This is a genomic window from Muricoccus harenae, from assembly GCF_009848505.1.
GTDB lineage: Bacteria > Pseudomonadota > Alphaproteobacteria > Acetobacterales > Acetobacteraceae > Roseomonas > Roseomonas harenae.
The window spans coordinates 1-17272 of the sequence record NZ_WWDL01000053.1; the positions used below are offsets into that span (position 1 = coordinate 1).

General features: G+C 66.0%; 17 protein-coding genes and 1 pseudogene. 3 read left to right on the forward strand and 15 right to left on the reverse strand.

What is annotated here, in order from left to right:
- Window positions 1–643: 643 nt before the first annotated feature.
- From GSE44_RS23690 to phnA, 9 genes are all read right to left on the reverse strand, one after another.
- On the reverse strand, window positions 644–1606 hold the full coding sequence (locus GSE44_RS23690; RefSeq protein WP_159351303.1) for a Bug family tripartite tricarboxylate transporter substrate binding protein: 963 nt from the start codon (window positions 1604–1606) through the stop codon (window positions 644–646).
- Window positions 1607–1891: 285 nt separating this feature from the next.
- Window positions 1892–2341, reverse strand: a complete 450-nt coding sequence (locus GSE44_RS23695; protein ID WP_159351304.1) for an NUDIX hydrolase — start codon at window positions 2339–2341, stop codon at window positions 1892–1894.
- A gap of 424 nt (window positions 2342–2765) precedes the next feature.
- Window positions 2766–3257, reverse strand: a complete 492-nt coding sequence (locus GSE44_RS23700; RefSeq protein WP_159351305.1) for a GNAT family N-acetyltransferase — start codon at window positions 3255–3257, stop codon at window positions 2766–2768.
- A gap of 193 nt (window positions 3258–3450) precedes the next feature.
- Entirely contained in the window at window positions 3451–3942 is a 492-nt protein-coding gene (locus GSE44_RS23705; RefSeq protein WP_159351306.1) for a YciE/YciF ferroxidase family protein, read from the reverse strand.
- A gap of 588 nt (window positions 3943–4530) precedes the next feature.
- Window positions 4531–5388 (reverse strand): ABC transporter permease, encoded by an 858-nt coding sequence (locus GSE44_RS23710; protein WP_159351307.1) that lies wholly within the window; start codon window positions 5386–5388, stop codon window positions 4531–4533.
- A gap of 47 nt (window positions 5389–5435) precedes the next feature.
- A complete protein-coding gene (locus GSE44_RS23715; RefSeq protein ID WP_201306222.1) occupies window positions 5436–6224 on the reverse strand; it encodes an ABC transporter permease in 789 nt (262 codons plus the stop codon).
- A 14-nt stretch (window positions 6225–6238) separates the two neighbouring features.
- Window positions 6239–7753 (reverse strand): ABC transporter substrate-binding protein, encoded by a 1515-nt coding sequence (locus GSE44_RS23720; protein ID WP_159351309.1) that lies wholly within the window; start codon window positions 7751–7753, stop codon window positions 6239–6241.
- A 51-nt stretch (window positions 7754–7804) separates the two neighbouring features.
- Window positions 7805–9139, reverse strand: coding sequence for an alkaline phosphatase family protein (locus GSE44_RS23725; protein WP_159351310.1), 1335 nt, complete (start codon window positions 9137–9139; stop codon window positions 7805–7807).
- Window positions 9136–10428, reverse strand: coding sequence for a phosphonoacetate hydrolase (gene phnA / locus GSE44_RS23730; RefSeq protein ID WP_159351311.1), 1293 nt, complete (start codon window positions 10426–10428; stop codon window positions 9136–9138). The genes GSE44_RS23725 and phnA overlap by 4 nt, the downstream gene beginning before the upstream one ends.
- Window positions 10429–10490: 62 nt before the next feature.
- On the opposite strand from phnA, the gene GSE44_RS23735 reads away from it, so the two are divergent.
- Entirely contained in the window at window positions 10491–11363 is an 873-nt protein-coding gene (locus tag GSE44_RS23735; protein ID WP_159351312.1) for a LysR substrate-binding domain-containing protein, read from the forward strand.
- A 122-nt stretch (window positions 11364–11485) separates the two neighbouring features.
- Here the strand turns inward: GSE44_RS23735 and GSE44_RS26625 are convergent, their stop codons facing one another.
- From GSE44_RS26625 to GSE44_RS23760, 5 genes and pseudogenes are all read right to left on the reverse strand, one after another.
- Window positions 11486–12157 (reverse strand): GNAT family N-acetyltransferase, encoded by a 672-nt coding sequence (locus tag GSE44_RS26625; RefSeq protein WP_408015156.1) that lies wholly within the window; start codon window positions 12155–12157, stop codon window positions 11486–11488.
- 144 nt (window positions 12158–12301) lie between these two features.
- Window positions 12302–12496 carry a hypothetical protein gene (locus GSE44_RS23745; RefSeq protein ID WP_159351314.1) on the reverse strand — a complete coding sequence of 65 codons (195 nt, stop codon included), beginning with the start codon at window positions 12494–12496 and terminating at the stop codon, window positions 12302–12304.
- A gap of 423 nt (window positions 12497–12919) precedes the next feature.
- Window positions 12920–13177 (reverse strand): annotated as a pseudogene (locus GSE44_RS23750) (transposase); the annotation flags it as partial.
- Between the two features lie 81 nt (window positions 13178–13258).
- A complete protein-coding gene (locus GSE44_RS23755; protein WP_159351315.1) occupies window positions 13259–14515 on the reverse strand; it encodes an MFS transporter in 1257 nt (418 codons plus the stop codon).
- Window positions 14512–15201, reverse strand: coding sequence for a GNAT family N-acetyltransferase (locus GSE44_RS23760; protein WP_159351316.1), 690 nt, complete (start codon window positions 15199–15201; stop codon window positions 14512–14514). Before GSE44_RS23760 ends, GSE44_RS23755 begins: the two co-directional genes overlap by 4 nt.
- 43 nt (window positions 15202–15244) lie before the next feature.
- Between GSE44_RS23760 and GSE44_RS23765 the strand changes: the two genes are divergently transcribed.
- Together GSE44_RS23765 and budA are read left to right on the forward strand one after the other, a co-directional pair.
- On the forward strand, window positions 15245–15907 hold the full coding sequence (locus GSE44_RS23765; RefSeq protein WP_235925108.1) for a bifunctional transcriptional activator/DNA repair enzyme AdaA: 663 nt from the start codon (window positions 15245–15247) through the stop codon (window positions 15905–15907).
- Between the two features lie 391 nt (window positions 15908–16298).
- Window positions 16299–17042, forward strand: coding sequence for an acetolactate decarboxylase (gene budA / locus GSE44_RS23770; RefSeq protein WP_159351317.1), 744 nt, complete (start codon window positions 16299–16301; stop codon window positions 17040–17042).
- 82 nt (window positions 17043–17124) lie between these two features.
- Here the strand turns inward: budA and GSE44_RS23775 are convergent.
- The coding region (locus GSE44_RS23775) for an ISAzo13-like element transposase-related protein (protein WP_408015157.1) at window positions 17125–17272 on the reverse strand (148 nt) is incomplete at its 5' end.

A 17272-nucleotide genomic window follows, 5' to 3' on the forward strand; every position in this document is an offset into this window, starting at 1 on the left:
AGCACCAGCCTGACGCCGACAACCTCACCGACAACAAGGAAAACATCACCGCCTGAGCCACCATCCGCCCCGGCCAGCACCAGCCATCTTGGCTGTCGGTCCCGGACAACTTGGTTGACGCGCTACAGGTGGCCGGCGGCCTACCTGCGCCTTGACGACCGGATCCTGCCGGTGCGGTTCACCTCCGGGGCGCGGGCCGGCTTGCCCGGGCTCGTATCCGCAGACGCTCTCGGGCCGAGAGAAGTCCACACAGCCATGGCCTTCCAACGAACACGGCTCCGCCAAGACCAGGGCGTCCCAGAGAGGGATGGGCAGCGGTAGCTAGGACGAGTAGCTCCTGGGCGTCACAGGAAGCGGCCGCCCTGAGACCGGGTCGCCCGTTCCGCACCTCGACGCTAGGGCTCTAGGGCCTCTTGAGGCGAGGAGATTTGGATGAGCGTCGACGGATCCATCCCTGAGGCCTCGCGCCTCGTTCCCTGAGGCATGGCTCACGAAGCACCTGCGGCCTGTCGGCGCCTCGCGAGAGGGAACGTCGCCTGCGCTGAGCGCCTGGGTCGCGGCGCGCATTCCAATGCCTTGTCGGTTGCCCGACTGCTTCGTTCGGCCAGCTAAGAGCTGGGGCGTTGTAAGTCGGCCGGCGTAACTACTCCGCCCTGATTCCTGCCTCCCGGATCAGCCTTCCCCACGTCTCCGTCTCCTCCGCTAGCACGCGGCGCAGGTATTCGGCGTCGCCGGTCTCGATGGCGACGCCCTGCTCGGCCATGCGGGCGCGCAGGGCGGGGTCATCGGTCGCGGCGCGGAGGGCGGCGGAGAGGCGGGCGATCACCGGGGCGGGCGTGCCCACCGGCGCGAAGAGGCCCTGCCAGAACACGGCATCGAAGCCCGGCAGGCTATCGGCCACCGGCGGCACCTCAGGCAGTAGCGCGAGGCGTTCCGTACCGCTCACCGCGATGGCGCGGGTCGCGCCCTCGCGAATCGCCGGGATCGCCTCCAGCGCGGCCTGGAACATCGCCTGGATGCGGTTCTGGCGCAGGTCAATCAGCGCGGGGACGCCGCCGCGGTAGGGGACATGCGTGACCTCGATGCTCGCGCGGGATCGCAGCAGTTCCAGCGCCAGATGGTTCACGGCGCCGGTGCCAGAGGAGCCGAAGTTCAGGCGTCCGGGGTTCGCCTTCGCCCAAGCCACCAGATCGGCCACGGTGCGCACTGGCAGCGAGGGGTGGACATGCAGCACGAAGGCGGAGCGGTAGGCGAAGCCGACCGGTACCAGTTCCGCCCGCGGGTCGCGCGGCGTCAGGTTCGGCTGCAAGGCTGGGTTGATCGCAAGGGACGAGGCGCCCATCAGCAAGAGGTAGCCGTCTGGCCGTGCCCCCGCCACCGCGGTGGAGGCGATGGCAGTGGCAGCACCGACGCGGTTCTCAACCACCACCGGTTGGCCGAGTTCGCGCTGCATCCGCTCCGCGATGGAGCGAGTGGTCAGGTCCGTCAGGCCGCCGGGGGCGTAGCCCGTCACCAAAGTGACCGGGCGGGAGGGATAGGCGTCCTGCGCGTGCGCGGTGAAGGGCAACATCGCGGCGCCGAGCGCGGCGCGTCGGGTCAGGGGCATCGGTTTCCTCCGGGTCCTTGTCCGCAGCGTGATTGTTCCCGGCTGCCCCGTCCAGCGCCGGTACCATCGCAGTTTAAATGTGGAACAGGCCAAATCGGCTGGCTACGGCCTGCGGACGGGCTCGGAGAGCGACCACCTGGATCTCACCAATGTGCCCGGGCGTCATGGCTGCCATCCTGCTCGTCGCCGGTGTCCGCCTCTTATGGAGGTGACAACAATCCGACCGAGGCGACCGTCTCCAGAAACCAGCGATGTCGAACACCAGCCCTGTCCGGAATGATGGCATTATCCCTCCTGGATTGCGAGGTGCAGCAGGAGCGTAACCAAGCCACCCTCGTCGACCTCCATGGCGGCTTGGGCAGGTGTAAACCAGCGCGTCTCGCGCTGCTCTCGCTCAGGCCAGTCCTCAAGCTGTCGCGTAACCCAGAGGCGGAAGACGCCGACCTTGCAGGGTCTTGAGCGGCCATCGCGCAGACGTTTGTAGTACCGGTAGAAGCCGACCGGCCTTGGATCGACCTCGCCGATCAGTCCGGCCTCCTCATACGCTTCCTTCGCCGCCAGCTCGTGTGGCGCCAGATCCGGCTCCGCCCAGCCCTTCGGGAGCACCCATCGTCGGGTCTCGCGACTGGTCACCAACATCACCTTGACCTCACCCTCCCGGATCGCGAGAGGCAGGGCTGCAAACTGCTTTCCGACGCGCTTCTTTGCCGTGCGCGTCATTTCTTTGTTTGTCATTCCCTCCCGGGGGTCCTCCGAGCACTGACGTCCTCAGCACCAAGTCGGCATGATGCCGCAAGGATGCCCAGCCAGGTGCAATCAACGCGTGAAGAATTGGTGGAAGGGAAGTCGCCTTCTGGTGCTCGTGCCTCAAGCGTCATCGGCGCCGACCACTCCTGGGACCTGCCGCCAAAACAGGAAGCCGGTCAGCGCCGCCCATCCCAGGAACACTGAAGCCAACACCATGTTTGGCGTCATGGTGAGGCCTGATAAGGCATTGCACGCCCGGGCCTGCTCCGTCCGCCACGATGCCAAGGTCACCCAGAACATCAAGCACCTCAGACTAGGCTACACATTGGGAAATCATGATGATGAGACCACAGGCGATCAGCGTCGGGCCAGAGATCCGGATGCAGTTCGCCCACCATCGCACGTTGGATTGTCAGACCTTTCTGCCGTGACGGTAAACCAAATCCCCTTCATCTTGCTTCGGCGCTGTCAGGTCCAGCGCTGCTCCGAGTCGCTCTGCAACCCGGATCGATGCTCTGTTGTCCGGGTCGATATAGCTGACCAATCCGCTGCAACCGAGTGCCCTTCTCGCCCAGTCCCGCAACGCGGCCGCGGCCTCTGTTGCATAGCCGAGGCCTTCATAGCCTTCGTAAACGAGCCAGCCGAGCTCCTTTTCTGGGAACAAGGGCCCATCGTTGATGCCGACCTGCCCCACGCACCTTCCAGTACCGCGGTGATCGACCATGAGCGCGCCATGACCAAACAGACACCAGCACACGACGTCATGACAAAACATTCCCCAGGCCGCCCGAGTGTTGAAGGGACCGCCCATTCCCCTGGATCGCGGCGACGCCAAGAAGTGCTCGTAGGCTGGGAAGTCGCTTTCGACAGGAGCGCGAAGAAGCAGTCGTTCGGTCGCCAGCATCGGGATGCCCTGTCGGGCTAAGATGTTCATACGCAGAAATCGGCAGTTCGGGTGTACATCGCGGCAACCCTTAGCATTCCAGGACCCGCTCTCGCGGAGGAAGTCCGGCCGAGATGGCTATTGCAGCACCCTGCCTGAAGCGACAATCGGGTACTGCTCGCCGACGGTTGGTTCAACAGGAGCATTCCAGCCTCTACGCGGTCGCCTCAGCATCGAGCTTTTCGGCTACCTGGGTGAGTAGAACATCAGTCGCCTTCTCCTCTTCCAGGGTGGCGCTCAGAAGTTCCACCGCCTCCGAATTGCCGAGCTTTCGAGCCCAGGCGACGAGGGTTCCATACCGGGCGATTTCGTAGTGCTCGATGGCCTGCGCAGAGGCGATCAGCACGGCGTCTGCCGCCTCGGCACCATCGAAGTCGTCCATGTCCTCCTCCATCTCGGCGGTCAGCCCTTGCATGGCTTCGCACGTCTTCGACCGGGGACTCTTGCCAAGGCTCTCGAACACCTGCTCCAACCGCTCAAGCTGTGTGGCGCTCTCCTGCCCATGCTTCTCGAAAGCTTCCTTCAACTCAGGCGCCTTGGCAGCCTTGGCGGCCTTCTTGAGAGCCCGAACCGACTGCTTCTCTGCGTAGTAGATGTCCTTCATCATTCCATGAAACGCATCTGCCAACGTCTTTTCTTTGGTCATGCTTCGGCTCTCCTGCTGTTCGGTCAGCAACGTTGATCGTTGTCGGGAGGTCATTCCTGAAGGCAAACTTCATCGGCCTGACATGATCGACTGGGCTGGGTGAAGTGCCGCCGAAGCATGCACGCCTGGGCGTCGCGACCGTGCGCATAGGGCGGGTAATCGGGATCCAAACGATGATCCGAGATGTCCCAAAGGTTAATACGACGGCATACAACCGCCGGTGGGTAGCCCAGAGTTGTATAGGCAGCCTACGACGCCGCCCGATCCTATAGGGAAGCGACTAGCATGCGGGTCCTGGAGACGAGAAGCTACTTGTCCTGCCGACTGCAGATTGGCGAGCCGACGGCCAATGGCTGGACCGTAGTGGTGTACCCACCGGGTCAAGAAGAGCCGGTCGCTCTACGATCTGACGACCCGGCAGGTATGCCAGGCCTCCTCGCTCAAGCGAAGGCAAAGGCGGCGGAGTTCGAAGGTGCGGTTGCTTCCACACTGCCTGCGTAAGCGTCCCCAGCAGGCGTGAGGCAAGCCATACCGACAACCTTGTACCCCGACACCTGAGGCGGAGAAGCAGACTTCAGGGAAGGCGCACTACCGAGCTGCCCTGGGATCCAGGACAAGCTGGATGACGCCCACCAGCGCGTTGATCCCGATGACGGCCAGAGCAATCAAGGCGAGACCTGCCAGGACGACTGGCTCGTCACGTCCCTGGATGCCTTGAAGAACAAGAGCTCCCACGCCCGGTAGGCCGAACAGGATCTCCATGGTCAGGGTACCCGCCAAGAGCCCTGCAACCATGATCCCTGAGAGGGCTACGCCAACCGGAGCCGCAAGGGGCAAGATATGCCACCAGGCAATCCAGAGCGGAGGCAGCCCACGCGCCCTGGCAGCGATAACGTGCTGGCGTACAGCAACCTCCGCGACCTCCTCCGCCAGCGGCTTCGCTACCTGCCCGGCGTTGTCCAGGGTGAGGATCACCACGGGGGCGACTAGGCTGCCGACTGCCGGAAGCCAGCCGAGATGGACCGAGAAGAGCAGTAGCGCGGCTACGCCGACGCAGAAGGTCGGCACCGCGATCGACCAGATGTTGAGGATCCCGACTGCGATCTTGGCACCTCGAGATTGGAGTGCCACGCCGAGAATCAGTCCAAAGGCCAGAACGACGCCGATCCCACCTGAGAGGGCGGCGAGCTGCAGGGTGGTGCTCACAGCCTCCATGAGCATCCCGGAAACGGGCTGGCCAAAGCGCTGGGAGACACCGAAGTCGCCCGAGACCGCAGCAGCACTCCAGTGAGCGAAGCGGGGCACCAAACCGAGATCGAGCCCCATCTCTGTACGCAAATGTGCCATCTGACCAGCATCGAGATCGCCTTGGAGGGCTAGAACATCGACCGCGTCGCCCGGGAGTGCGCCGAATAGGGAGAAGAGCCCGATCAGGACAATCGCCATCTGCACCGCGGCCCGGGCGGCGTGACCCGCCAAACCCCAGCCGAGACTCATAGGGCCGACCGCAGCGGATCCGCGCGGCGGCGCAGCCGGTTACCGGCCAGGGCAGTTGTGGTGGTTACCAGGGTAATCGCGACAATCGGGGCAACAAGTGCGTGGGGCGCGGTCTCCGCCAAACGCGACGCATCCGCTGCCATTCGCCCCCAGGTCGGCGTGTCGGGTGCGGAGCCTAGGCCAAGGAAGGACAGGACCGATTCTGTCACCACACACCTCGGGACGACAATGGCAAAGAGCGTGATGAGCGGTCCCGCCAAGTTCGGGACGACGTGGCGTACCAAGAGCCTGGTTGGACCAGCACCGGACACGATGGCGGCGGTAACGTAGTCAGCCATAGCCTCTCGCCTCCAAGCCGCCCTCGCTACATGGGCAAAGAGCGGAGCAAAGGATGCGGCTAGCGCAGCCACCAGGGGCGCAATGCCCGAACCAAGACCAGCAAGGGCCACCAGCGCCAGCAGAGTCGGAGGTAGACCGCGGAGCGTGTCGATGGCGCTGAAGGCAACAGCCTCGGTCCAGGGACCCGAGGCGCAAGCCAGGATGCCAATTCCGCTACCCAGCAACATAGCGAGCACGGCGCCACCAAGGGCAACCGCCAGCGTGGTTCCTGCCCCAGCTACCAGGCGGGAGAAGACATCCCGCCCAAGATGATCGGTCCCCAGGAGGTGGGTGCTGCCCGGCCGCTGGTTGAGGGCGCCCAGGTCCTGGTCCAGGGGATCGAACGGCACCAAGCCCGGGGCAACCACGAGCAGCACTGTGACAGCAGCCAGCAGAAGGACTGCCAAGCCCCTCCAGCGGGTCACGCGAGGCTCGTTGCCGCGAGGCCTCCGTCTGCCCTGTGGGAGGCCCAGGTAAAGCCTGGGGTGTAGCCTTTGACCTCCGAACGCCAGGCGATCTGATCCGCGGCATGGCCGAGCACAACGAAGTAGTGCCGGTCCATGATGCGTGCGAACGCTTCTCCATAGAGACGCCTCCGCGCTTCCAGGCCCGGCTCCGCAGTGGCGGCCCGAACGATGCGATCCATCTCCGCATCCTGGATGCCGCCCCAGAGGACCGGGTTTGGCCCATCAGACATCAGGCGGACGTAGCGGAGGAAGATGTCAGCCCTAGGCCCCGAGGCCATGCAGGCGAGATCCCAGTCGTATTGGCCCAGACGCCGCTGCGTGCCGATGTCGTCCAGTGCCGTGTGTGTCACCTGAAAGCCTAGGCGACGAACAGCCTGTACCGCCACCTGGGCGTAGGGTTGCTGCCAAGAGACGAGTTCGACGCGGGTGCGGGCCGGATCCACTCCTGCCTCGGCCAGCAAGGCGCGGGCGCGGTCCAAGTCCGGCAAAGCATAGGGATCGGCGCGATGGAGGGCCTCGTCGAAGTACAGATTGCCCGGACCAACCAGCTGGTTCGTCGGGACTCCTGCCTCGCCCGCCTGGAACTTCATGAACGCCGTCTTGTCCATCGCATGCGCGATCGCCCGACGTACCCGGATATCGTCGAACGGTGGGCGTGGACGCCGGTTGTTGAAGGCCAAGAAGTACCAGGTGGTGTCGCGGAGGCCCTGCACCGTGAAGCGGGCATCACCGCGAAGCTGTCCCGCAACGGCATGAGTGACGTTGCAGACGTGCAGGTCGCCCGCCCGCATTGCTAGCGCCTTGTCCACGTCGCCGCGGAGGTCAAACTGAACCGCTTCGAGGTGCGGCTGGTCCTCCCCCCAGTAATGGGGGTTCGCAGGGGCGGTAAGCCGCACGTTTGGCTGCCAGGTTCCGAACAGGAACGGCCCCGTGCCCATCGGTTTGGTGATCGTTCCATCGAAGCCGGGCGACCGGGGTGAGAGGATCCAGAGTTCCGACATCGACGTCAGCAGCGGGGCGTAGGGTTCACTGAGATGCAGGATGACCGTCTTGCTATCCGGCACCTCAATCCGCTCCACCAGCTTCATCGCGGTGGCAAGCCACCCTCCGCGCACGCGGTCACGAACCCGGAGTATGTTGGCCTCCACGGAAGCCGCATCCATCGGAGTTCCGTCGTGGAACTGGACACCGGAGCGCAGCGTGAAGGTGACGGTGCGGCCATCCTCCGAGACGGCGAACCTCTCGGCCAAGAACGGCTCTACCGAGCCGTCTTGTCCGATGCTCGTCAGCGCCTCGGCATAGACTTGCTGGACTGCGATAGAGCCAGTGTGACGGTGTGGATCTGACGTGTCCAAGCCGAGCGTGGCGTAGCGCAACGTTCCCTTCCGCTCTGCAGCCTTGGCGAAGCGAAGCGCTGGAAGGCCGAGGGTAGCTCCCAAGGCGAGACGACGTGTGATCGGGGAGATCATGGCGTATCCTCTGGCGTGTGGAAGGCGGTGCATAGGCAGCGCCGATTTCGTTCAGGAAGGCGGCAAACGGGTGTCGCTTACATGAAGCTTCTGCGCTGCCGGACTGGATCGACGTCGACCAGACAGCGAGCTGCCGTCCATAGGCACACCGCCATCCCCATGGCCGAGATGGGCGAGGATCGTTGGGGCAATGTCGACAGGGCAGGCTTCGGCTGGGTCAACCTCACCAGCGGCGAAGCCACCGCCCTCCAGGACCATGACCGGCGCCTGCTCCACGGTGCCAAGGCCGCCATGCTGACCACAGTTCAGCCGATCAGCCTTCCCACTCATCGGCTTCGCCGCCAGAGACACGCCGGGTATGCCGAAGGGATTGGTAGCATCGCTTCGAGCCATCGAGATCGCGCAGAGCAGGCCGTCCCGTCCGGGCTCCTGACCAACCGAGCGGAGGGCGTCGCCTGTTATGAGCTGGCCCACCCAGGGACGGGAGTTCAGAAAACGGAGGACGGGTGCAGGATCTCGCTCAGGCGCCAGGTGGACCAGGACTGATGTGCCGTTGCTTATGGGAAGCAGACCATCGTCGATGGCGTCTGCGGACGATTTCAGCCCAGCGGCGGCAAGCTCAGCGCCGACGTCAATGATTCCCCCGACGGTCTCGTGCCCGTGGTCTGACCCCGCCATGAGCAGAATGTCCTCACCCGCATCTCGGCACCGGTCAACTGCGGCCATGACTTCACCTAGCCGCGCATCGGCTGCGGCGATGGCCGCCCAGGCTTCCGGGGATCCCAGAGCAAACTTGTGCTGCGAGGCATCCGGCTCCCCCATCCAGAGAACCCCAAGGACAGGACGGTGTTCCCTGGGGTTCACGGCCTCCTCGATGAAGCGCGCTGTCATCTTGGCGTCGCCCTCTACGTCAAGTGCGACGTCGGACATCTCGGCGGGACCGTCACCGGGTGAGTGAGCGATCGCACGATGCAGCAGCCAACCGTGGGCATCGGGATCGTGGGCCAGGGCCGAACCGGGGGAGACGTTGCTGAACACCATGACCCCGCCATGCGGTGCTAGGCGCTCGGCCAGAGTGGGGACGTCCAGGGCGCGTCCGTGAATGGCACGCCGGGCCGCGAGGAAGCTTGGCGCTCCAGCATCATGGGGGTGAAGAAGGCCGTGCTGATCGAGCAGCGCGAGCGAGTTGCCTAGCAATCCATGGCGCGCCGGGTAGCAGCCTGTTGCTGTTGACGCGGACACAACCCGCGTCGCGGACGGAAACATCGACCGGTAGGCACCGAGAAGCGTGCCCCGTGCAGCGAGGCGCCACAGGTTTGGCGTACGCTCAGGCCCGAGAGCATCCCGCCGCAACCCGTCCATGATGACGAGGAAGGCGCGCTTCATTCGGCGACACCGTTCAGTGCGGCATCAAGAATGTCGAAGTTGCGGAGGTTTGGATGGGCGTCCCTCCAGGCCGTGGTCAGCGGCGCCGAAAGGAGGAACGGCACCATCCTCTCCGCCAGGCCGCCGTGGGAGCGAAGCCGCGCTCCAGCCAGGGCTGAGAGATCGTGTTCGTTGGAACGGCTGCCCAAAGCCCAGCCGGGTGCCGCGACCACCGCCAGATCGCCCTCCGGCCCCGGTGGCATCTCAAACCGGGTGCAGGCCTCCTCTCGTGTGAGAACGAGCGAGACGGCCTCCGACTCCTCAAGGACGCTCCGGGCAGCGTCCCGGGCAACATCCGGAAGGTGCACGCGGACGAACCCGCCCATGGCGCCGTGATGCCTTACGAAGGGGTCTGTGATGGGGCAGATTACTCTCGCAACCCCGGCGCCAAGTGCGGCATCAAGCGCATCCCCGAGATAAGCGACCCGTGGTGTGCCGTCCGGCCAGGCCATGTCTGACATGCCATGATCGGCCGTGGCTGCGACGAGGCAACCATCGGCTACAAGCTGGCCTATGCGGCGATCGATTTGCCTGAGGAAATCACGTGCTTCCGGCGCATCGGGGGCATGCAAATGCTGCACGTAATCGGAGAGCGAGAGGTACATCAGGCTTGGCGGCGTCAGTGACTGGAGAAGCTGGAGCCCGAGATCCAGCACGAAGAGGCTGAGATCGGCCGAGTACTGATCCGGCTGAGGGCGCCCAACCAGCGTCGGAATATCGGTTAATCCGTTCGTTTCCAGTGAAGCCGTCCCGGAGCGCTCGGCCGAAACGGAGACTGATCCAGGTGGCAGCCCATGGGAGAGGGCAACCCGGAGCTTATCCTTGGCGGTGACAACCGCTACGGTCAGACCTGCATGTGCCAAGGCGGCGAAGACGGTGGGCGCGGTCAGGAGTTCCTCTCCTGTTACCATGACCTCTTTCCCGGTCTCGCGGTCGAGATAGTAGTTCCCGGAGACGCCATGCACCGAGGGCGGGCTGCCCGTTGCAATGGAGACGTTGTTCGGGTTGGTGAAGGTTGGCATAGCTGCCTCGGCAGCTTCCAGAAAGCCCTGATCCCGGCAGGCTGAGATCGCGGGGAGATCCCCGTCCGCAAAGGCGACATTCAGGTAGGCGGGATCAAGGCCGTCGAGGCAGAGCACCGCAACCGGCCGTTGAGGAAGGCGGTATGCCCTCCCGTTCGCCACGACGATAGCTCGGGAAGTGTCGTCCAACTGAGCACCCCATTCGAGAACTGGGCGGGTTATAACCATTCAGTGCTAGACGACCCGAGCGACTTCCATTCACCGTCTCCGCGAACGCCAGGGCGTGTGTCATGAAACGGCAACTACCCCCATTGAAAGCCTTGCTCACCTTTGAGGCCCTTGCCCGGCATGGCGACCGGGGGGCTGCGGCGGGTGAACTGAACATCACGCCGGGCGCCCTGGCCAAAGCGGTGCGTATGCTGGAGGACTGGATGGGGGTGACCTTGGTTGAGGGCGCTACACTGACCAAGTCTGGTCGCACTTTGGCAGCTTCCCTGAGCGGCGGTCTCGACAGCATCGATGCAGGTATTGCCGCCATTCGCCCGAGGAGCGAGCAACCCGAGTTGTCGGTACTCGCTCCGGCCACCTTGGCCCTGACCTGGCTTATGCCGCAGTTGCCGGGTCTGGCGGCCGATGCGGGCGCAGGGGTCATCGTGCACGCGACGCACACTGGCGATGATTGGCAAACGCTGGCGCACGACGTGGTCATCCGACGTGATAGCTGGGTACCTCCCGGCTATCGAAGCGAAGCGTTGACACGGGAGCTTCTGACGCTGGCGGTTGCTCCAGCCCTAGTTGGAGATCCGGCGGAAACGCCCGCGGCGCTCGTCGGGCGAGTACCACACTTGCGGGCCGCAACGCGGCTGGGAGACGCTGAGCGATGGTTGCTTGAGGCTGACGCGGGTACCACGCTGGGCCACCCCTCACATTCCTTTGGCCACCTGTACGTTGCCTATCAGGCAGCCCTGCGCGGACACGGATGGATTGTGGCACCCACGATCGCCATCGCCGAGGATGTCAGGCATGGGCGGCTTGTAGCGCCGTTCCCCAACCTCCGTGTCCGAGGAGCGGCCGTCGCTCTTCTGAGCCGAGCTGACCGAGCATCCCAGGCTCGGACCGCACCCTTGAGAGCGTCACTCCACGGCGTCGCCCTCGCGGCCTGACCATGTCGGGGAATTTGTGGGTCGCGGAGCTACGGTTGGGCGACCCGGGCGGAACAGCATACCCGCGTTCGATTGGGTACCTGTTGCTCGCACGGGTGCTCAGCATAGGTTCACGGACTGCCTTAACCCATGGTGTTCGTGGCCAAGCAGACGGGCGCTGAGACCCAGCTTTGCACATAGCTCCCTGGACCTACCGCAGGCGGGCCACGGGTCGACCCGATGACACGCGCAGCATGCGGACCAGGGCTAAGCCGTACACGGAGGCGGCGCCGCTTTGTAAAGGGGCTCTGCTGCTCCGGCACCAGATCCAGCACCGGCGTTAACCCGGCGCAACTCCAGGCCAGGATCTCCTCTGTCCCCACGCTCCGCGTGTCAGACGGTTTGAAACCCATATGACGGTAGAGGTGCTGAGCGGCCAAGTTCTCCTGATCGACCAGCAGGAGAACCCGTCGGCAACCCGGCACGCAGGAGAGCCTGCGGAGTACCGTGGTGAGCATCGCCCGACCGACGCCCTCACCCTGTGCTAGCGAGGAGACAGCCAGATAGCCGAGCCACCAACTCGAACCGTCCTGTGGGTCGGGATGAGTAACGTAGAAGCCGATTGGTTCTCCATCGCGCTCGGCCACGACGAGCACGTGGGCGGCTCCCTGGCGAACGGCGGCCGCAACCACTTCAAGCGGCCCTAGAAAGCGAGCAGTCACATCTGGATCGAGAGGGATATCAAGCAGAGTGTCGGCCTCAGTGCGACCGATCTGACGATACTTGAGGGGAGCCTTGCTCCCGGGGGTAATCATGATAACCTTCGCGCCTATGGACAACAGGGCGCACGCGAGCGTGCCGGGACATTTTGTGTCCCCGGTTGTCAGTCGCAGGTCCGGGTGCGAGCCGGAAAAGATCCTTTCGTCATCACGTCAATATCGTCATGCAGATGGACCGGCTCAAGCCCGCACCATCCATGTCACACTTTCTTCATCATCCGGGCTTGAGGTTATCGAGGCCTGCGCCTGGACGCCCGCGTCACCGGTGTTGCGCGTCTGCGGGCAGGCAAAGTCCGGAACGCAGGACGTGAGCAGCAGCCCTTTGGACTGCGGTTCCAGGACGCCGAGGGAAGGCAGGGCCACCTTCTCGTCCACGCCGTCATCGTCGACTCAGGTGTCGTTTCCTCGACAGACGCCGTTCATCTGCACAACAAGCCCGAGGCACCACCATGGCCAATCGCCCTCCCCTTCCCCCGGCCGGTCGCGCACCGCAGGGCGGCAAGAATGCGACCGGCGGGAAAGCCAACCCGAAGGACGCCCGCGCTGGCGCCGGCAGCAGCGGCGGCAAGCAGGGCGGCGTGAGCAGCGCGACTCAGAGCAACCGCAAGACGGGAGACGGCTAAAGCTCCCAGCGCGAGGAGGGCTGCGCGCCCATGGACCCATGCACCTCGGCCGAGTCGTCAGCCGAGCGCCAGCTCCCCGATATAGTCATCGAGTGAGCGGAAGGTCGGCGCGGCCTCGCGACGTTCCCGGCTGGCATGGATCTGCCCCGGGCGGTCTGCATGAGCCCGTGCCGGGTCAGATGGACACCGGCTCGGGCCTCGTCGGGAGCAGCTTGGCTAGCTTGCGGAGGTTCTGGGCGATGGCGACGAGGAGGAACTCATCCTTGGCGCCGTTGGGACCTCGGAGGCGGAGACGATCCAGCTTCAGAATGCGTTTGAGGTGCGCGAACAGCATCTCCACCTTCTTCCGCTCGCGTTGTGAGGTGGCGTAGGCATCGGCCATGGACAGGTCACGCGCGAGATCCCGGGCGCCCTCATGGGCCGGGCGCAGCACCACATCCATGATCACGGCGTGCTTCAGGTCGATGAGGAGGTTTGTGCAGTAGGCCAAGAAGGCCAGTCCACCGCTGCTCCGTTATTCAGCGCCTCCCTTTCCTGAGCTTCCGACCAACACCACCGCTGCGGCGGCGAGCTGGACGAAAGCCGCGAGTAGCACCGGTGCCCCGCCCCAACCCGTCGCGTCGCGCAGTCCGCCGAGGAGTGCCGGCGCGAAGGCGAACACCGCCTGATTGGTCGCGGTCACGAGGGCAACCACGCGCCCCATGTCGGTGCGCGGAAACTCGGATTGCGCGATCAGCGGCGGCAGCGAGGTGAGGTTGCCGATCCCTAGGCCGAAGAGGACACAGCCGAGCAGAAGCAGCGGCACCGAGGCTCCGCCCGCGGCCAGCAGTGCGAGGCAGCCCAAGACCTGGACCGCGAAGTTGAGCGCCGCCGCGACGCGCCGGTCCGCGCCCGCCGGTAGCAGCCAGCCGACGAGGGTGCGCCCGAGCACGGCGCAGCCCGTGGCGAGGCTGACGGCAAGGCCCGCGCCCGCCTCGCCAAGCGCCGGGGCAAGCAAGGAGAAGAGGTGCGCAACGAGCCCGATCTGCGCAAACAGACCGAGCGCGAAGGCGGCCGAGAGCGTGAGGAAGCGCCTGTCGCGCCAGACCGCCGCGCCGGCCGGGAGCGGCGCGCGGGATGCTGGAGCAGGGCGCATCGCCGCGCCGCTTCCGGCGGGCGCTGTCCCGTCCCCGTCGGGGCGTTGTCCGGGGTCCCCGGGAGTGGTCCGAAAGTATGCGCCCGCGATCCACCACACGGCCGCCGTCATTGTCGCGCCGATGAGGACGGCGGCAAGCGGAAAGCCGAGGCGGGCGATCAGCACCGCCCACAGCGGCGCGAACAGCACGCCGCCGACGCTCGCGCCGTTAAAGGCTATCGAGATGGCGGCCGGGCGCCACCGATCGAACCATGGTGCGACCATGGCATTGATCGCCGCCCCGGAGGTAAGCGCCCATCCCGCGCCGCTGACGACAGCGGCGGGAAAGAGCATCCAAGGCGAGGGCACCGCGGCCCAGGCGGCGACGCCGAGCCCTGCGAGCACAGCACCCGCGCGCGTCGTTGCGACGAGTCCGAAGCGGCGATGCAGCGCGGGCAGGCGTGCGACGATCCCTGCCGAGAGGAGAAAGTGACAGGTGATCGCGGCGGAGACCATTGAGACGGGCCAGCCGCGCCCCGCGTGCAGCACGTGGAGGAAGACAGAGGGGCCATAAAAGCCGACGCCCCAGGCGAAGACGGCGACGGCGAAGGCGGCCCACACGACGCGCCAGCCGAAGAAGGACGGCACGGTGGTCATGACGCCCGCCGGTGCCACAGGATCGACAGCGTCGCGCGCTCGCGGAAGCCGAGGCGCGCGTAGAGCCCCACGGCGGGGTTATCGGGAAAGACGTGCAGGAACGGTGCCTCGCCCCGCGCGAGTGCATCGCGCGCGAGGCGGAGCGTCAGCGCGGCGCCGAGGCCGCGTCCGCGTATGTCGGGGTGGACGCAGATCGCGCTCAGCTCGACGTGGTCGGGGGTGCGGAAGCGCTCGCCCGCTATGGCGAGGAGCCTACCGTCGGATGCGCGCCAGCCGACGAAGCGGCCCAGCTCGCCCGTGCGCGGCCCGAATGGGCCGGGCTTCGCCACTTCGGCAAGGGCGAGCATGTCGGCCGCATCGTTCAATCCAAGCGCAACCAGATGCTCTTCGGCTGGGTGCGGGGCGGCGAGGCTCGCAGAATCGGCCACCATCTGTCGGATCGGGCGTGCGCTCAGGACCGCCCAGCCGGGTGGCGGCGCCTCCTTGGCCCTGCGGAACAGCCGCGCCTCCAGGCCGGGCGGAAGCTCGTGGGCGAGGTCGGCGTAAGCCGCAGGCGTCGCTACCGAGATGGCCGAGAACGGGGCCGCCTCGCGCGGGTAATGCCGCGCCGCGCCGGCCCCAAGCGCGACGGCGGCGTGCGGCCCCGTCAGTGCGTGCCACACCGGGTTGTCGAGTGGGTCCTCCATGTTCTTGCCGTTCCTCGCGTCGTCTTCACGGATTGGCGTAGCCTTGGCCGGCGATGCCGCGCTCGCCGGATTCGGACTCCGTCCCCGGCTGGCGCGGGACAGGGCGCGGCGTGCATGGGACAGTGCGGCGATGCTGGACGAGGCGGAGTGCGAGCGGGCGCGCGTGGGCCGTGACCCGGCCTATGATGGGCGCTTCTTCACCGGCGTGCGGACGACGCGCATCTACTGCCGCCCCGTCTGCCCGGTGCGGCCGGCGCGCGCGGCGAATGTCAGCTTCTACCCCTCCGCCGCGGCAGCCGAAGCCGTGGGCTTCCGACCGTGCCTGCGCTGCCGTCCGGAGACTGCGCCGTTCTCACCGGCGTGGAACGGCTCGCGCACGACGGCAGCACGGGCGCTGCGGCTGATCGAGGCAGGCGCCCTGGACGAGGAAGGCGCGACGGTGGAGACGCTCGCCGCCCGCCTTGGCGTCGGTGCGCGGCACCTGGTGCGGTTGTTCGCGCGCCACGTCGGTGCCTCCCCTGCCCAGGTGGCGCGCACAGCCCGGGTGCAGCGGGCAAAGCGGCTGCTCGACGCGACCGACCTGCCAATGGCGGAGGTTGCAGCGCGAGCGAGCTTTGGCAGCCTACGGCGCTTCAACTCCGTGTTCGCGGAGGTGTACCGAATGCCGCCTACGGCAATCCGGCGGCCCGGAGCGGCTGCTGTATAGGTTCCGACCCGAGGCCTTACCGTGCACCCGAGCCCGCCGAATGGTCTGCGATCGCCGGGCCGCTTTCCCGAACATCGGCCAGAATGCGGTCAGGCCGCTTCCGGCCAAGCTCTGCCACTGATCGGCTCCTATGCCCTGAGCCGCCGATTGCCTGCACCACTGTCGTGTGGGTCCACATCGCCCCGCTGCTTGGCGCCGGAGCCCCTCTGTCCATCAGCGCCCGCGTCACCCGGTATTGGTGTCGATCGCCGCTCGGTCAGCCGAGGAAGGTATCCGCATTAACTCCGCAAAAGAGGCGCCGGTGGAGGAGGAGCCGACGGATTGGCTGTGTCCCTTCCCTCTCCAGAATTTCTCTGGCTCCCTGCCTGCACCTCCCAGGAATTGTCACCCCATGACCACCCACCGCGCCGCCTACCTCTCCGCCCCGGTCAACGCCCTGCTGGATGGCCTCTACGAAGGCACGGCGACCGTCGCGGACATCCTGGCAGAAGGTGATCTTGGCCTCGGCACCTTTGAGGACCTGGATGGCGAGATGGTCGTGCTGGACGGCCGCGCCTGGCAGGTGGACAATACCGGCACCGCGCGGGAGGTGGATGGCACCGCCCGCACCCCCTTCGCCTGCGTCGCCCCCTTCCGCGCCGAGACGGTGGACGAGGTCCCTCCCGGGACCGGGATCGAAGAGGCGATCGGCAGCCTCATCCCCTCCCCCAACATGCTGTACGCCATCCGCATCGAGGGCTGCTTCGAAGGGCTACGGGTACGCAGTGTGCCTCGCCAGGAAGCCTACACGCCGCTGGTTGAGGTCGCGAAGCGGCAGGCCACCTTCGACTTCCCGGAGACCAAGGGCACGCTCTGCGGCTTCTGGACGCCCGCTTTCCTCGGCAACGTCGCCGTTCCCGGCTGCCACCTGCATTTCCTGGACACTGCCCGGAAACGCGGCGGCCACCTGCTTTCGGGTCGGATCACCTCGGGCCGCATAGCCCTGATGCACTTGCCTCGCCTCAACATGGCCCTGCCGATGACGCTCGACTTCCTTACCGCCCGCCTTGGGCGCGACGCGGAAGCGGAGTTGAACGTCATCGAGAAGGATCGGCAGGACCCAGGCACCGCCCGACGACCCGCGCAACCGTCGTAGGGATCCACACAGCCCCACCCCGTGGGGTGATCACTGCCTTCTCCATCGGCGCCCGCGCTAAGCCGCTCGCGCTTAGGGTTTGTCAGGGATTAACTGCGTGATCTGGAGCATGGCGAGGCCGGATCGTGTAGTTCCACTCGCCATGGAAGTTGGCACGGCTGATGTTGATGTTTGCCATCTCTGCATCGGAGACGGTGATGCCCTTGGGATAGGCGTTGGTGTCGAGTTCG

What these genes read in the sequence shown, in the direction of transcription:
- GSE44_RS23760 (WP_159351316.1), bottom strand. Translation starts at nt 15,201, where the DNA reads ATGGAGGACCCACTCGACAACCCGGTGTGGCACGCACTGACGGGGCCG.
- GSE44_RS23690 (WP_159351303.1), bottom strand. Translation starts at nt 1,606, where the DNA reads ATGCCCCTGACCCGACGCGCCGCGCTCGGCGCCGCGATGTTGCCCTTC.
- GSE44_RS23755 (WP_159351315.1), bottom strand. Translation starts at nt 14,515, where the DNA reads ATGACCACCGTGCCGTCCTTCTTCGGCTGGCGCGTCGTGTGGGCCGCC.
- GSE44_RS26625 (WP_408015156.1), bottom strand. Translation starts at nt 12,157, where the DNA reads ATGATTACCCCCGGGAGCAAGGCTCCCCTCAAGTATCGTCAGATCGGT.
- GSE44_RS23710 (WP_159351307.1), bottom strand. Translation starts at nt 5,388, where the DNA reads ATGGCGATTGTCCTGATCGGGCTCTTCTCCCTATTCGGCGCACTCCCG.
- budA (WP_159351317.1), top strand. Translation starts at nt 16,299, where the DNA reads ATGACCACCCACCGCGCCGCCTACCTCTCCGCCCCGGTCAACGCCCTG.
- GSE44_RS23720 (WP_159351309.1), bottom strand. Translation starts at nt 7,753, where the DNA reads ATGATCTCCCCGATCACACGTCGTCTCGCCTTGGGAGCTACCCTCGGC.
- GSE44_RS23725 (WP_159351310.1), bottom strand. Translation starts at nt 9,139, where the DNA reads ATGAAGCGCGCCTTCCTCGTCATCATGGACGGGTTGCGGCGGGATGCT.
- GSE44_RS23705 (WP_159351306.1), bottom strand. Translation starts at nt 3,942, where the DNA reads ATGACCAAAGAAAAGACGTTGGCAGATGCGTTTCATGGAATGATGAAG.
- phnA (WP_159351311.1), bottom strand. Translation starts at nt 10,428, where the DNA reads ATGGTTATAACCCGCCCAGTTCTCGAATGGGGTGCTCAGTTGGACGAC.
- GSE44_RS23735 (WP_159351312.1), top strand. Translation starts at nt 10,491, where the DNA reads ATGAAACGGCAACTACCCCCATTGAAAGCCTTGCTCACCTTTGAGGCC.
- GSE44_RS23700 (WP_159351305.1), bottom strand. Translation starts at nt 3,257, where the DNA reads ATGCTGGCGACCGAACGACTGCTTCTTCGCGCTCCTGTCGAAAGCGAC.
- GSE44_RS23695 (WP_159351304.1), bottom strand. Translation starts at nt 2,341, where the DNA reads ATGACAAACAAAGAAATGACGCGCACGGCAAAGAAGCGCGTCGGAAAG.